This window comes from Bacillota bacterium, from assembly GCA_023511455.1.
Lineage (GTDB): Bacteria > Armatimonadota > HRBIN16 > HRBIN16 > HRBIN16 > HRBIN16.
On record JAIMBJ010000003.1, the window covers coordinates 189,816 to 205,128 of the forward strand.

Annotated in this window: 15 protein-coding genes; 4 read left to right on the plus strand and 11 right to left on the minus strand. The window is 59.6% G+C overall.

All coding sequences use genetic code 11. From position 1 onward, the window contains the following. Window positions 1-4 precede the first annotated feature (4 nt). From K6U75_03340 to K6U75_03370, 7 genes are all read right to left on the minus strand, one after another. Window positions 5-2,470 (minus strand): glycogen/starch/alpha-glucan phosphorylase, encoded by a 2,466-nt coding sequence (locus K6U75_03340; protein MCL6474075.1) that lies wholly within the window; start codon window positions 2,468-2,470, stop codon window positions 5-7. A 12-nt stretch (window positions 2,471-2,482) separates the two neighbouring features. Beyond that, a complete protein-coding gene (locus K6U75_03345; GenBank protein MCL6474076.1) occupies window positions 2,483-3,244 on the minus strand; it encodes an inositol monophosphatase in 762 nt (253 codons plus the stop codon). Between the two features lie 58 nt (window positions 3,245-3,302). Then, the gene (locus K6U75_03350) at window positions 3,303-4,235 is read right to left on the minus strand and encodes a lactate/malate dehydrogenase family protein (protein ID MCL6474077.1); all 933 of its coding nucleotides are present in this window, start codon (window positions 4,233-4,235) and stop codon (window positions 3,303-3,305) included. 31 nt (window positions 4,236-4,266) lie between these two features. Then, complete coding sequence (gene hslU / locus K6U75_03355) at window positions 4,267-5,694, minus strand: ATP-dependent protease ATPase subunit HslU (GenBank protein MCL6474078.1); 1,428 nt, start codon at window positions 5,692-5,694, stop codon at window positions 4,267-4,269. Window positions 5,695-5,714: 20 nt separating this feature from the next. Continuing rightward, a complete protein-coding gene (gene hslV / locus K6U75_03360; protein MCL6474079.1) occupies window positions 5,715-6,248 on the minus strand; it encodes an ATP-dependent protease subunit HslV in 534 nt (177 codons plus the stop codon). A gap of 148 nt (window positions 6,249-6,396) precedes the next feature. Further along, a complete protein-coding gene (locus K6U75_03365; GenBank protein ID MCL6474080.1) occupies window positions 6,397-7,536 on the minus strand; it encodes a hypothetical protein in 1,140 nt (379 codons plus the stop codon). 113 nt (window positions 7,537-7,649) lie between these two features. After that, window positions 7,650-8,852: a cysteine desulfurase gene (locus K6U75_03370; protein MCL6474081.1), complete on the minus strand. Its 1,203-nt coding sequence runs from the start codon at window positions 8,850-8,852 to the stop codon at window positions 7,650-7,652. Window positions 8,853-8,944: 92 nt separating this feature from the next. Between K6U75_03370 and K6U75_03375 the strand changes: the two genes are divergently transcribed. Genes K6U75_03375 through K6U75_03390 form a run of 4 tightly spaced genes read left to right on the plus strand, consistent with a single transcriptional unit; the run spans window position 8,945 to window position 11,856 of the window. After that, window positions 8,945-9,763 (plus strand): sugar phosphate isomerase/epimerase, encoded by an 819-nt coding sequence (locus K6U75_03375; protein ID MCL6474082.1) that lies wholly within the window; start codon window positions 8,945-8,947, stop codon window positions 9,761-9,763. Window positions 9,764-9,809: 46 nt separating this feature from the next. Continuing rightward, entirely contained in the window at window positions 9,810-10,139 is a 330-nt protein-coding gene (locus tag K6U75_03380) for a DUF4258 domain-containing protein (protein MCL6474083.1), read from the plus strand. Next, window positions 10,120-10,371: a type II toxin-antitoxin system MqsA family antitoxin gene (locus K6U75_03385; GenBank protein ID MCL6474084.1), complete on the plus strand. Its 252-nt coding sequence runs from the start codon at window positions 10,120-10,122 to the stop codon at window positions 10,369-10,371. The genes K6U75_03380 and K6U75_03385 overlap by 20 nt, the downstream gene beginning before the upstream one ends. Before the next feature lie 42 nt (window positions 10,372-10,413). Continuing rightward, window positions 10,414-11,856, plus strand: coding sequence for a TldD/PmbA family protein (locus K6U75_03390; protein MCL6474085.1), 1,443 nt, complete (start codon window positions 10,414-10,416; stop codon window positions 11,854-11,856). A gap of 3 nt (window positions 11,857-11,859) precedes the next feature. Here K6U75_03390 and K6U75_03395 read toward each other — a convergent pair whose 3' ends face one another. The 4 genes from K6U75_03395 to K6U75_03410 are packed head-to-tail and all read right to left on the minus strand — an operon-like array spanning window position 11,860 to window position 15,301. After that, entirely contained in the window at window positions 11,860-12,255 is a 396-nt protein-coding gene (locus K6U75_03395) for a PIN domain-containing protein (GenBank protein MCL6474086.1), read from the minus strand. Then, on the minus strand, window positions 12,255-12,539 hold the full coding sequence (locus K6U75_03400) for a hypothetical protein (GenBank protein ID MCL6474087.1): 285 nt from the start codon (window positions 12,537-12,539) through the stop codon (window positions 12,255-12,257). Before K6U75_03400 ends, K6U75_03395 begins: the two co-directional genes overlap by 1 nt. Window positions 12,540-12,582: 43 nt before the next feature. Continuing rightward, the gene (locus K6U75_03405; protein ID MCL6474088.1) at window positions 12,583-13,629 is read right to left on the minus strand and encodes a hypothetical protein; all 1,047 of its coding nucleotides are present in this window, start codon (window positions 13,627-13,629) and stop codon (window positions 12,583-12,585) included. Window positions 13,630-13,657: 28 nt separating this feature from the next. Next, entirely contained in the window at window positions 13,658-15,301 is a 1,644-nt protein-coding gene (locus tag K6U75_03410; GenBank protein ID MCL6474089.1) for a hypothetical protein, read from the minus strand. Between the last annotated feature and the right edge of the window lie 12 nt (window positions 15,302-15,313).

Below are 15,313 nucleotides of genomic sequence, written 5' to 3' on the forward strand. Positions count from 1 at the left end.
GCCCCTACGTCTTGCTGACCGGTTTGATGTACCAGATGTCGCGGGCGTATTCCTGCACAGTGCGGTCGCTGGAGAACTTGCCGATGCGGGCGACGTTCAGGATGGCTTTGCGCGTCCACAGTTCTGGCTGCAGGTACTCCTGAGCCGCTCGTTCCTGCATCTCGATGTACGAAGGCAGGTCGGCAAGGTGGAAGTAGTAATCGCCGTGATGCACCAGGCTGTCGAATATCCAGCGGAACAGTCCGGGCTCATGCGGGCAGAACAGGTCGGTGCGGAAGGTGTCCATCACGCGCTGAATGATGGGGTTCGACTCGTAGAGCGCACGTGGGTCGTAGCTGCCTTCCCGCCGCATCTCTCGGATTTGTTCGGCGGTATGCCCGAAGATATAGATGTTCTCCTTGCCGACTTCCTCCATGATTTCGATGTTCGCGCCGTCCAGCGTGCCGATGGTCAGCGCGCCGTTCATGGCAAACTTCATGCAACCGGTTCCCGAGGCTTCCATGCCAGCGGTGGAGATTTGCTCGCTCAGGTCGGCAGCGGGGATAATCACCTCCGCCAGTGACACGCGGTAATCCGGCAGGAACACCACCCGCAGGTAATCTCTCGCGCGGTGGTCGTGGTTTATCACCGTTGCCACATTGTTGATGAGTTTGATGATGTTCTTGGCGGCCCAGTAGCCGGGCGCGGCTTTACCCCCGAAGATGAAGGTACGCGGTACCGTGGGATACCGCTGCTCCTCAATGATTCCCAGATACAGATGAATGATGTGCAGCACGTTGAGCAACTGCCGTTTATACTCATGGATGCGCTTGACCTGCACGTCGAACAGGCTGTCCGCTGGCACAGACGCTCCTGTGGTCTCACGGATAAGGTGAGCCAGACGCAGTTTGTTCAGCTGTTTGATTTCTCGAAACTGCTGTTGAAAAGCCGCGTCATCCGCAAAGCGCTCCAGTGAGCGCAACCGCTTCAGGTCGGTGATCCACCTGTTACCGATGGTGTTATCGATGAGCTGGCTCAATCGCGGGTTTGCCAGCTTCAGCCAGCGGCGTGGGGTGACGCCGTTGGTCTTGCTGTTGAACTTGTGCGGGAACAGGTCGTAAAAATCGGGCACCAGCGAAGTGGTAATCAGCTGGCTGTGCAGTTTCGACACGCCGTTGACCGAGTGGCTGCCGATAATGGCGAGATGCGCCATCCGCACCTGTTGCTGTTCGCCTTCTTCGATGATGGACACACGGCGCAACCTTTCGTTGTCGCCCGGGTAGAGCCACATGACGTGCTCGAGAAAACGGCGGTTGATTTCATAGATAATCTGCAGGTGGCGGGGAAGCAGCTTCTCGAACAGGGCAACAGGCCATTTTTCCAGCGCTTCCGGCATCAGCGTGTGGTTGGTATAGCCGAAGGTCTGTTCGGTAATCTGCCATGCATGTTCCCACGGCAGGTGGTTCTCGTCCACCAAGATGCGCATCAGCTCGGCGATGGCTAATGCGGGGTGGGTATCGTTGAGCTGTATCGCCGCCTTGTGCGGAAACTGGTCAAAGGTGTCGTGTTGCTGCGTGTAGCGGCGCACGACGTCGCGCAGGGCACAGGCTACCAGGAAGTACTCCTGCGTTAATCGCAGTTCCTTTCCCGCCGCTACCGAGTCGGAGGGGTAGAGCACTTTGGAGATAGTCTCGGAGGCGATTTTCTGCTCCACCGCGCTGATATAGTCGCCACTGTTAAATATCTGCATATCGAACTCATGGTACGAGCGTGCCGAGAAAAGGCGCAGTACATTGACTGTCTTTCCGCCATATCCCACGATGGGCATATCGTAAGGCACGCCCACAATCAGCTTCCAGTCCACCCAAAGGGGCTGGTAGTGACCGTTCCTGTCTACAGTGTGCTCGATGCGCCCATAGATGGGGATAAAGAAACGCTCCTCGAAACGCTCGATCAGCCACGGTGACATGCCTCGAAGCCATTTATCAGGCTTCTCATGCTGATAACCGTGATGGATTTCCTGCTTGAAGATGCCGTACTCATAGTTGATGCCGTAGCCGTAGCCCGGCATTCCCAGCGTCGCCAGCGAGTCGAGGAAGCAGGCAGCGAGCCTGCCCAGCCCACCGTTGCCCAGGGCGGCGTCGCTCTCGGTCTCCTCGATCTCGTCGAGGTCAATTCCCTGCTGTAGGAGCGCGTCGCGGAAGAGGTCATACAACCCCAGATTGATCAGGTTGTTGGTGAGCGAACGCCCAATAAGATACTCCAGCGACAGGTAATAGAGCCGTTTGACATCCTTCTGCTGGTACCGCCTCTCGGTTTCAATCATTCGGTCGATGATACAGTTGCGCAATGCCAGCGCCACGGCGGTGAACGTTTCATGTTTGGAAAGCCCCTCGCCAGTTTTGCCCAGCGAGTAGCGCACATGCCAGCATAGCGACTGCAAAACATCCGAGGTGCTCTTGAAAGTCTGCACCAGTTCATCACACGTCATCTTACATTCCTCTCATGAAGTCTTGTGAAGCAGGCTGAAAATCGCCCGCATCGTTTTCGGTGGTGCGGTCAGAATCGGTTCGCGCAGGGCAGCCCCACTCAGCAAGTGCTGCAGGTGCCACTCTGCCCCAGACAGGTAGCGTGTCTCGCAGCCAGCCTCATGGCAAAGAAGCAGTCCCGCTGCGAGGTCGTACAGCTTACCCAGCGAGATGGCTCCTCGCACTCGTCCGGCGGCAGTCCACGCCAGCTTCACCACCGCACTGCCGAAACAGCGGGGTCTGCCTGGCATGATGCTGAGCAGGTGTGCGCTGACTGCATCGCTGGCGTAACAGATGACGTCTTCGGAGGTGAACTCCTCGCTGTCTACCGCCGTGATGCGTTTCCCGTTGAGATAGGCGCCGCCTCCTGCCTCTGCCCAGTAAAGCTCATCCAGAACGGGCAGAAAGATGACGCCGAGTCGGCAGGTCTCTTCCTCCACCAGCGCCACCGATACGCCCCACAGCGGAATGCCGAACACAAAGTTGCTGGTACCGTCGATGGGGTCGATCGCCCACAGCAGACGGGCGTGGCGGTTGGTGAAGCCTTCCTCCTCCCCGAAAAAGCCCGCTTCAGGCAGGAGGCGGGCAAGGTGTTCACGCAGGTAGCCTTCCACTGCCCGGTCTGCACTGGTGACGAAAGAGTCGTCGCTTTTGGTTTCCAGCGTGAAGTCATCCGCCAGTCGTCGCGCCAGCTGACCTGCTTCCACCACCAGATTCTTCAGGTCATCGATTAACATGATGCGTTGCTCTCGTGGTGTACCTCCTGAAAGATTATCGGCAACGGAGCCTCTGCCGTTATGGTTGTGCCAGCACCTGCGACAGGGTCTCCTGCAGCGCCTGTGCGGAGCGACGTAGCCCTTGCAGCTCCTCTTCGGTCAGCTTCATCTCAATCTGCTGTATCATCCCTCGCCGCCCAACAATGGTGGGCACACTGAGGCACACGTCGCTGATGCCGTAAAGACCCGTCTGCAGGGTGGAAACGGGCAAAATCTGCCTGGTATCCAGCAGAATGGCGTGCACTACCTCGCGAATAGCCAGTCCCACGGCATAGCCCGCACCGCCTTTGAGGCGAATGACTTCCGCGCCGCTCTTTTTGGTGAATTCGAAAATCTCCTGTACCTTCGCGGGGTCATAGCCCGGCAGGCTTTGCAGCGGCACGCCATTTGCCGTCGCGCTGGACCAAACAGGCACCATGCTGTCGCCATGCTCGCCAAGAATGAGCACCTTCAGGTCGGTTGCTGCCACGCCGAAGTACTCCGCCAACAGGGAACGGAAGCGGGCAGTGTCCAGCACCGTGCCCAGACCAATGACCTGATGCGGCGGCAGGGTAAACTCCTTCACTGCCAGATACGTCAGGATGTCTACCGGATTAGACACTACCAGTAGCACAGTGTGTTCCGAAAGCCTGACCTGCCGCAGGTCGCTTAAGATACTGCGGAACAGCGACACGTTGCGGTTGATCAGGTCGAGGCGGCTCTCGTCGGGTTTGCGTCGCAACCCGGCGGTGATGATGACAATGTCTGACCCTTCGGCAGCGTCGGTGCCGCCTGCGGTGATGATTTGCGGGGCGGACAGCGAGGCCCCGTGACGCAGGTCTAATGCCTCTCCCTCAGCCAATTCGCGGGCGACGTCGATAACCACCAGTTCTTTCACAATCCCACCCATCTGCAGAGCGTAAAGGGTGTTGGAGCCGACTCGCCCGCCGCCTCCAATCACACTGACTTTCATGGTAAACCTCCCTCTCCTCGTCGAGTTGTCATCACAGGATATAGCGGCTCAAATCCTCGCTGCGCAGCACGTCTGCCAGCCGCTCGCGCACATATTCAGCGGTGATGGTGACCGTTTGTCCAGCCAGTTCGCTGGCGCGGAAGGAGATGTCCTCCAGCACACGCTCCATCACCGTGTGCAATCGGCGTGCGCCGATGTTCTCGCTGGTGCTGTTCACCTGCGCGGCGATGGCGGCGATTTCACGGATAGCGTCGTCAGTAAACTCCAGTTCCACTCCCTCTGTTGCCAGCAGGGCTTTGTACTGTTTCACCAGGGCGTTCTGCGGCTCGGTCAGGATGCGCACGAAATCCTGCTCGCTCAGGCTGTCGAGTTCCACACGGATGGGCAGACGTCCCTGAAGCTCGGGGATGAGGTCACTGGGTTTGGAGACATGGAACGCTCCTGCGGCAATGAACAGGATATGGTTCGTGCGCACCGCGCCAAACTTGGTCATCACCGTCGAGCCTTCGATGATGGGCAGCAGGTCACGCTGTACCCCTTCGCGCGACACGTCGGGACCGTAGCCCTGCTCGCGTCCGGCGATTTTATCCAGTTCATCGATGAAGATAATACCGCTCTCCTCCGCACGGCGGATGGCTTCGCTCACGACCTGCTCACGGTCAATGAGCTCGCGGGCAGCCTCCTGCGTCAGTATCTGCTTTGCCTCGCGGATGGTTACCTTGGTGGTGCGCCTCCGTCCACCCATCATCCCGCGCAGCATATCGGGCAGGTCCAGACCCATCTCTTCCATGCCCTGCGGACCGAACACCTGCACAAACGGCATAGGCGGGCCGGACTGCTCCACCTCTATCTCTATCTTTTCATCGTCCATCGTGCCGCTGCGCACCCGTTCCATCAGCTTCTCACGCATCCGGCGTTCGCGCTCGCGCCGCTCCTTTGCCGCCAGGGACGTGTCCTCCTCTTCCTCCTTATACTCCTCCTCGTAGAGCGCACGGAACAGACGTTCGAATGGAGTTCCGGACTGGACACTGCGTCGCGAGCGGCGAGGCATGAGCCTGTCCACGATTCGTTCGATGGCTATCTCTTCCGCACGGGCACGCACCTCTTCTATCTTTTCGCTCTCCACCATCCGTACAGCCGTCTGGACGAGGTCGCGTATCATCGAGTCCACATCCCGCCCGACGTACCCCACCTCGGTGAACTTGGTGGCTTCTACCTTCAGGAACGGAGCCTTGACCAGCTGGGCGATGCGCCTCGCGATTTCCGTCTTACCAACGCCGGTAGGACCAATCATCAGGATGTTTTTGGGGATAACCTCTTCGCGCAGGTCCTCAGACAGGCGTTTGCGCCGATAGCGGTTGCGCAGGGCGATGGCAACGGCGCGTTTTGCCTTCTGTTGCCCGATGATGTATTTGTCCAGTTCCTCCACAATCCGCTGGGGCGTCAAATCCTCTTCCATGTTGAACTCCTCCACGATGTTCATTCGATGCTCTCACACTGTACTTTGTCGTTGGTATAGATGCACAGCTCCGCCGCAATGCGCATGGATTCCAGTGCGATTTCCTTTGCGGACAGAGAGGTGTGCCGCATCAGTGCACGTGCTGCAGCTGCAGCGTACGCCCCTCCACTGCCGATAGCCAGCACGTGATCATCGGGTTCAATCACGTTGCCATCACCCGAAATGAGCAGCAGGTCGTCGCGGTCTGCGACAATCATCATGGCTTCCAGGCGGCGCAGGATTCGGTCGGTGCGCCACTCTTTCGCAAACTCCACCGCCGCCCGGCGCAGGTTGCCATTCGTGGCTTCCAGCTTGGCTTCGAAGCGGTCTGCCAGTGCCTGCGCGTCGGCGACTGCCCCGGCGAATCCAGCCAGTACGCGGTCGTGATACATGCGGCGGATTTTACGCGCGGTATGTTTCAACACGGTCTGGTCGTAAGTTACCTGTCCGTCGGCGGCGACGGCTACCTGCCCATTGCGCCGAACGGCGATGACGGTGGTATGATGCCAGGTCATTCCGCTACTCCTGCGGTGAGTTTCCCTCCTTTAGTATAGCATATTACAGGGGGTGAATGTGACCTCCGGGTACGAAACCCTCGTCGCACGCAAGGAGATTAACCCGCGTTGGGGGGAGGGTCACGAGGGAGCGTGACCCTCCAGACCGCTATCTGTGCAGCGTTGCTTTCACCTCTTCCCAGTTCGGTGGGTCGGGAATACCAAACATCTTGCGCTTCGTCTCCAGATAGAACAGGTAGTTCTCGTAAGTGACGTCGGGCGGGCATCGATGGTCTACGTGCGGGATGTATCCGCCCTCTTCTACGAGGGGTTTCAAGCGTTCCAGTTCTCTGACAATCGCCTCTTTGCCCGCTATGAGTTGCGTCTTGTCCACACCACCCATCAAAAGCACCGACTTGCCGAACTTCTTCCGAATCAACACGGGGTCAGAACCGCCCCGCACTTCCAGTGGAAACATCACGTTCACCCCGCCCGCCAGCCAGTGCTCCACCAGCTGCAGGATGTTACCGTCGCAGTCCACATACACGATGTCGATACCGAAGCGTTCGCGGAGAGCGTCCGTGATGCGTTTGTAGCGGGGCGTCATCCACTGGCGGAACAGTTTCGGCGAGATGATGGGCCCCTTGTTGAACGCCATATCCTCCCAGAACGAGGCGTAGTCCAGTTCGACATCGGCGGGGATTTTGTGGATAGCGGTCAATGCCATCTGCGTGAGATGCTCCATTATCTCTTCCACGAGGTCGGGCTGGTCTACACAGGCATAAGAGACCCCCTCAAAACCCATCCAGTCGCGAATCCAGCCAAACAGGCTTCCGCAGTACACCCCCAGAGGATAGTCGCGGTTTGCCACTGATTGCTTCCACTGCTCCCAGTCGGCAGGATAGCGACGCGGGTCATCGGGGTCCAGGCGTTTTTTGAACTCCAGCCAGTCCTCCCGGCTTTTGATGGGGAACTCGAGGTAGTGGGGGATGGTGGATGTGCCGTCCTTGTACACGATGCTTTTCACGCCTGTCCCGTCGATCTGGAGGCGGTATCGGTCGGTCTCTTCGAGCACTTTGGCTTCGAAGGGCGGTATCAATCCCAGGTTGATCGGCACGCCTGCGCGCGGTGCGAAACCGAAGAACTGATTGGCCTTCCACTCTTCGTCCACCCATTCAGGCAATCCCTGTTTGTGCCACTCGGCGTATGTCTCCGTCCAGTAACCGAACTCCTCATCGGGCACGTGGTCTACTGGCTCGTAGTGAAAGGTCCTCAGCCAGCGTTCGCGATGCGTTAAAGTTTCTCCCATCGGCTATGGTCTCCCTAAGGCACGTTGGTGTGAATCATTTCTGGAAGGATGTAGGCAAGTCCTGCGGAAGGGTGTTCTTGGCTCACTCGAAGGTTCGCCCTCCAAATGAGGAATCAACGCCATCTGTAAGGCGAGGCTTCCACTGGGCTGTAAACTCGTCCTCCGGATGAAGCAGCTTTGCGTCGCAAACGACCAACCTCTTCCGCGATGACCTCCGCCGCGAAATCTACCTCGTCTGGCGTGTTGCCCCTACCCAGACTGAGGCGAACGGTGCTCATCGCCTTCGCTTCGTCCATCCCCAGCGCAAGCAGCACGTGCGACGGCTCAATAGACCCCGCACTGCATGCCGCCCCTGCGGAGGCAGCAACCCCACGCCGATCCAGAGCGATCAAGAGGCTCTCTGCCGAGATACCCTCAAAGGTCACGCTGAGGATGCCCGGATGGCACTGCTGAGGGTGTCCATTCACCCGTATATCCGGCACCAAATCCTGCAGGCGTGTGCGCAGCCTATCGCGCAGTGCCCTGACCTTTTGCCATGCCGTCGCGTACCGGGTACGGCTCAGCTCCACTGCCCTGGCGAAACCAGCAATGCCGGGCACGTTCTCCGTGCCCGCACGCAGTTCGCGCTCCTGCGCTCCACCTACCAGAAGAGGCGCAATCTTGACCCCTCCACGGATATACAGTGCCCCAACGCCTTTCGGACCGTATAACTTGTGCGCTGAAACGGAGAGCATGTCCACGCCCAATTTCTCCACATCTATCTCCAGCAATCCAAAGGTTTGCACCGCGTCACAGTGCAGCCACACCCCCGCCTCGCGGCAGATGGCGGCGATTTCGCGGATGGGCTGCAGGGTGCCGATTTCGTTGTTCGCGTGCATGACGCTGACCAGCCATGTCTCCTCACGCAGCGCATGACGCAGGTCATCGGGGTTCACCATACCCGTCGTGTCCACTGGCAGATAGGTGACGTCCCAACCGTCCTGCTGCAGTCGCTGGCAGGCGTGCAGTACCGCATGGTGTTCAATGGCAGTGGTGATGAGATGCCTTTTATGTGGAGGAGCCACCCGCGCGGCCCCGAAAATCGCCATGTTGTTCGACTCGGTGCCGCCAGACGTGAAGAAAACCTCCGCGTCAAGACAGCCCAGAGCCTGCGACACGGTCGCCCGTGCCTCATCCAGCAGGTCGCGCGCCTTACGCCCGAACAGGTGCAGGCTGGAGGCGTTGCCCCAGCACTCCGCCATTGCCTGTGCGACAGTTTCGCGCACTTCGGGGTCTATCGGTGTAGTCGCAGCGTGGTCTAAGTATACTGTTCGCATCTGCTTCACCATGCCGATTATACCCGTACGGCAGGAAATCGCCGACGCAGGCGCGAAGCGAAAGATGTGCTGCCGGAAGGAGGAGCGGACTCATGGATATCGGTGTCATCAACAGCCTGACCAACGGAGGCAGGTGTTTCGACCACGTCGCGCAGTTCGGGCTCAAAGTGTGCCAGCTTGCCTGCTGGGATACTTCCCTCGCCACGCGCGAGGTGGCGCAGGTGGTGGTAGAAGAATCGGCGAAGACCGGCGTAAGAGTGTGCGCGGTGTGGGCGGGCTGGAGCGGTCCCGCCGAATGGAACTTCACCCGCGGACCGATTACCCTGGGACTGGTGCCTCGCGAGTACAGGGCGCAACGGGTGGAGGAGCTGAAGCGATGGGCGGATTTTGCCTCGTGGATTGGTGCCCCTGCTATCATCACGCACTGCGGCTTCATCCCCGAGAATATGACCGACCCCGAATACCCGCCGGTGGTGGACGCCATCTGTGGAGTGGCGCAGTATTGCCAGCAGCAGGGCATCGGCTTCTGGTTTGAGACGGGACAGGAGACGCCCGTGGTGTTGCTGCGTACCATCCAGCGCGTGGGTACCGACAATCTGGGCATCAATTTAGACCCCGCGAACCTGATTCTGTACGGCAAAGGCAACCCCATCGATGCGCTGGATGTGATTGGCAGGTGGGTGCGTAACGTGCATGTGAAGGACGGGCTGTACCCGACGGATGGCGACCATCTTGGACACGAGGTTCCTGTCGGGCAGGGGAAGGTGCGCTTTCCGGAGTTTCTCAGGCGTCTCAAGGAGATTGGCTTCGACGGCGAACTCATCATCGAGCGCGAAATCAGCGGTGAGCAACAGATTCGCGACATACGTCAGGCGGTGAGCGACCTGCAGAGATGGCTGGCAGAGATTTGAAACTATCTTTGCCAGAGACGTGTTCGAAGCTGTTCTGTGGTAAGCTATGGATATAGACAAGATTAGACAATGTGTCCGTGAGTCACGTTATCTCTATAGTCAGCATGCGGAACACAGACGCAAAACAGAGGGGCTTACCTTTGAGCAGATTGAGGAAGCTCTGCTTAGTGGTCAGATTATAGAGGACTACGCGGATACTGGTCGCGGTGAGAGCTGCCTCATTGTTGGCTTCAGTGGGTCTGTTGCCATCCATGCTGTATGCGGCCGGCGCGGAGACAAGGTTGTGATTATCACGGTCTATGTTCCGCGACCACCGAAGTTCGTGGACCCGTGGACTCGAGGGAGTGTGTCTAGCGATGAACCAGAAAAAGTGTAACTTCTGTGGTAGCATCCGTTACGAAAACAGACGGATTGAATACCTATACAGTCATGAGGGCAAGTATTTACTTGTACCGGACATGCCTGTCGAAGTATGCCTCGAGTGTGGCATGATTTACTACGACGCCGCGGTACTGAAGGAGGTGGAACGGCGATTCTTTGCCATCCTCTCGGGCGTCGAAAAACCAGATCGGACTATCGAGGTGCCGGAAAAAGCTATTGCTTCTTAGGGGAATTGTCTCAGTACGTCCTTTTACGGGAGGTCTATCTACATGATGAAAGACCTGGTGCTTCTGGCGATTGACACGGCAACGGCGAAGGGGGCAAGCTATGCCGATGCGCGCGTGGTGCAGTATCGACGGCAATACATCGCCTGCGAGGACCAGCGCGTGAGCCAGCTGGTGGACAGCGAAGACTGGGGCATCGGCGTGCGGGTGATTGCCGACGGCGCATGGGGCTTTGCGGGCACCTCGGTGCTCACGCCGGAGGAGGTTCAGCGTGTGGCGGCGGAGGCGGTCGCCATCGCCAAAGCCAGCGCATCCGCGCGACGCAAGCCGGTGCAGCTCGCGCCCGAGCCGGTGCATCAGATAAGCTTCCGCTCGGCGTGCGAGGTAGACCCGTTCCATGTGCCGGTGGATACGAAAGTGGGCTTGCTGTTGCAAATCAACGCGGCGCTGCTCAAGCACGCCGGAATCAAGAAGGCAACCAGCTACCTGCTGTTCAAGCGGGAGGAGCGCGTCTTCGCCAGTACCGAAGGCTCGCTGATGGATAGCATCATCTACACCACCGCCGCGAGCTACACCGCGACCGCCGTCGGGGAAGGGGACGCCCGCAGCCGCACCTACGCCCCTCCGCCCATGACGGAGGGCTACGAGAACATCAACGCGGAGGACCTGCTCGGCAACACGGAGCGCGTCGCCCAACAGGCGCTGGAACACCTGAAAGCACCTGAAGTGGACGACATGGTCACCGACCTGGTGCTGGACCCCCTGAATCTTGCGCTGACCATGCACGAGTCGGTCGGGCATCCGACGGAGCTGGATCGTGCGCTGGGCTATGAGGAGTCACTGGCGGGACGCAGCTTCGCCACCCCCGACAAGCTGCACACGTTGCAGTACGGCTCGCCCATCGTGAACTTCGTGGCGGACAACACGCTGCCCGGCGGCTTAGCCACTCAAGGATTTGACGACGATGGCGTGGAGTGCCAGCGATGGTATGTCGTGAAGGACGGTATCTTCTGCGGTTACAGCACCAGCCGAGAGGTGGCGGCGGAAATCGGCATGCCGCGCAGCACCGGCTCCACCCGCGCGGACAGCTGGGGAAGCATCCCCATCGTGCGCCAGCCGAACCTGAGCTTGATGCCGGGTAAAGAGCCTCTCAGCCCCGAGGATCTGATTGCAGACACGAAGGACGGCATCTATATCGAGGGCATGGGCAGCTTCTCCATCGACCAGATGCGCCAGAACTTCCAGTTCGGGGGAGACGCCTTCTGGCGAATCAAAAACGGCAAGCTGGTGCACATGCTGAAAAACGTCACCTACCACAGCATCACCGAGAAGTTTTGGAACTCGTGCGATGCCATCTGCGACGAGCGGTTCTGGGTGCCGAATGGCGTGTTGAACTGCGGCAAAGGCGACCCGATGCAGATTGCGCAGATGACACACGGCGCGGCAACCGCTCGCTTCCGGCAGGTACAGGTACGAAGAGCAAGGTAAACGCTAGGGAGTTAATAGACGCACGAAGCCTTCCTGCTCGAAATGGCGGTCGGTTGTCAGCGCCTCCTGCACTCCCTGCAGGCGCATCACCACGAAACTCACCGCATCGCACAATGAGTAGGTCTTGTCGGGACGATTATCGAGGAAGTTGACTGCGACGCGGTGCAGTTCGCGGTCTACCCACACAACCTGCACCATGTCGCTCTCGATCAGGTCCCGCACGAAGGCTATTGCCTTGCCCCGGTCCAATCCACGCACATGACAGAGCGGGATGAACTCCGCAAGTACGTAATTATGGGTTACCCGTCTTACGGCGTTCTCAAAGAGAACTACCGCATCGTGGTGCTGCGGTTCGTCGCGATGGTGATAACACAACAGCCCCGACGTATCGAGAAACACTAACGCGCCTCCTCATGTGTACTCGCATATTCACGTCCCAGATCGGCGTCGATGCACTCATTGTGCGCACCCGTTGGTCTGCCGAGACTTTGCGCTCCAGCATGACGCATTAGCCGCTCCATCGCGGCGCGGCGTTCCTCCTCGCTCAGCACGGGCTGGGGACGCGGGCCGTATTTTAACAGAAACTCCATCACGCACTGCTCCACCGTGCGTCCGGTGAGCGCCGCCTCCCGCTCGCACGCCGCATAGACCTCATCGGGCACCTGAATCGTGAGTGTCTTCATCCCTTTCACCTCCCCGCTGTCAGGATACTTTTGGAACGCTGGTTTATTCGTCCCCCGTCGCGCCAAAGTTGCGTACGAGGATGCCGAAGTCAAAGAGGGTCACCTCCTCGTCTCCGTCCAGGTCCGCATCGGGGTTCCAGTTGCCATCGCCCGGCACCGAACCGAACGCCGCCACCAGCGCGCCGAAGTCGAAGAGGGTCACTTCGTTATCGCCGTCGATATCGCCGTTGGTCAGGGTAAAGTCCACTGTAGCGTCGCCGGCGATGGAGACGTTTGCCACGGTCTGGCGCAGCCAGTGCGATGCCTTTGCCGACACGTCGAACGTCCCACGCAGCAGGGTCTGGAAAGAGTATCTGCCTTCGTCGTCCAGATTCACCGCGTGCGTCTCCAGCGGGTCGGTGGAGCCGGGATTGCGCACCTCGATGGTAACCGGCACTAAAGTCCTGTCGCCAGCGTATTCTTGCAGGGTCACTGTTCCGCTGATTCGGGCGGTTGACCTTCCTTCGATGGTAAACGCCAGGTCCTGTTCGGTCAGCCAGCCTCCGCCGACAGGGTTGCCCCCGAATCCCCAGCCGCCGCCGGGGTTGTGCAGGTAGAAAGGCTCGCCCTGCGTGGGACTGGTGCGCAGCCAGAACCATTGCCCGCCCGGCTCGAAGGGACGGCGTACCCACGCGCTGAGGTAGTAAGTGCCCGGCGGCAGGTAGAAGCCGTTGAGGTCAAACACGAGGTTCGCCCGCCGACGCAGTGGAGGCTCCCCCGGCTCCAGCACCACCTCACTGCCGACGGCAACCACATCCAGCACGTCCACATGCGGCGCGGGCGAGATGGAAAGATAAACGCCGAGATTGTAGCGCGTATCGCCCTGTTCGCTGCCGTACACCGTCACGCGATCGATCCACCAGCCCGGTTCGGGCACGGTGAAGTCGTCAAACAGCCACACCGAGTAGATACGGTAGTCCGTGTCGGTGAACTCCTGCGCGGGGCTACCCCGACTCACGCCATCCCACGGCTGGTCCCACAGCACATCGGCGCGAAGCGCGGGCGCGCTCCACACCAGCGCTGCCAGTACTGCAAGTGCAAACCGTTTCATCCTTCCTTCCTCCTTTCAGCAGGCTATGTTATGGCTTAATGGAATCGAAATATCGCTTTACCGGCTGTCTGTACTCCGGCGGCACCGTTTCGCGTTGCAGTGCGCTCTCCGCCGCCCGCCGGTACTGGAGATACACCTCATAGCTGGGTACGCCACTGGAGACGGCATCGGGTGCTCCTCGTGTGACGAAAGCAGGCTGTTCGCCCGTTCCGGTGACAACACCCGGCACGTGTGTGGGCTTGCCCTCTTTCACGTTCAGGCGTGCCGTGTCCTTATCCTGTTGGGCGCGATACTCCAGCTTCTCCATTTTGGGACCGGCATGAGGGGCTCCTGGCCCGCCGCCGAACCGCTTCTCATAGGAGTTCTGCGCAACGGGCACACTGCCCAACTCCGACTTCAGCATCGCCAGCATCGCCGCCATCTCCGCCCACTGGCGTGCGTCTAATGCACAAGCTCCAGCCTGTTGGCACGAACGGCACGCCTTGCCCATACACTGCTTTGCCTTTTCCAAATCGTCCAGGCGAAGATGTTTCAACGCCTCCAGCAGGTCTTTGGAAGCGGCGTCGAGGTTCGTGTCTTTTAAGGCTTTCGCCAGCTCGCGCAGCAGCTCTTCCAGCTTCTTGCGCTCCTCAGGCGAAAGACTGTTCCACTGCTGGGCTATCTGCTGCAGTAGCTCGCCCAGCTTTTGGGCATCCTGCTGGGACAGCGCCAGTGCCATCTGCATCGCCATCTCGCTGGCGAATGGAGTGGTGGTTTTGTTCATAGCAGCGTTTTGCACAGAGGCAGGGGCGTTTTGCTCACCCTTCTGTTTCAGGGCAGCGGTTTGCAGACGTGCCCCCAACTCGCGCTCCAGTTTCGCCTGCTGGATTTGCTGTTGCACGCTGCGGGCGCTAAGAAACTCGTCGCGGGCTCGCTCCATGGGTTTGCCCGAGTGAGCTTGCGCCAGCCTGCGCTGTTGTTCTTCCGCCTCGCGTTGCAGGCGCGACATCTTGACCATCGCCTCGCGCTTGCTGAGCCGGGCGCGCTTCATCTGCTTGCTCAGCGCATCCAGCTGCGCGGCGAGCCTGCGCATTTTCTCCCTGTCCTGACCTGTCGCCTGCTTGCGCCACTCCTGAGCCAGTTGCTCGGCGCGTTCGCCCGCGGAGCGCAACGCCTGCTTCTCCTGACGGGTCTGCGGTGATTGAAACCATGCAAGGTCTGGTGCAAACCACAGGAACACGGCGACGGCCGTCATCGTCAGGGCAACCCAGAAGGTGCGAGGTAGGGGAATCCGCGCCAGTCGGCGGACGTCCAGGGTTTGGGCGCAATTCTCCGCATCCTGCAGTTGCAGCTGTTCCATTTCCTGCTGCAAGCCGCGCTGCGACAGCCATTGCGCAGTGGTGAGGCGTTCCTGCGTGTTCGCCTGCCGATCCAGCCACCGCGCGACCTGCTGTTGGTCTACCCGTCGCGTCGCGCCGTAGAGTAGTCCCGCGGCTGCGAGAGCCGCAACTGCGCTTGCAGGAACCCAGAGGCTAATGTCCCAGCGCATTGCCCACGATAGCGCAAGCAGGATACTGGCTAAGCCAGCGCCCAACAGCCATCCGAGGCACAGTGCGCGCAGTAGATAACCCACCTTCGCGCGGCGCGCCGTGCGTGAAAGCACCGATTGCAGCGTCGCGGTTGTGTCCGTCAAACGGTATCGCCC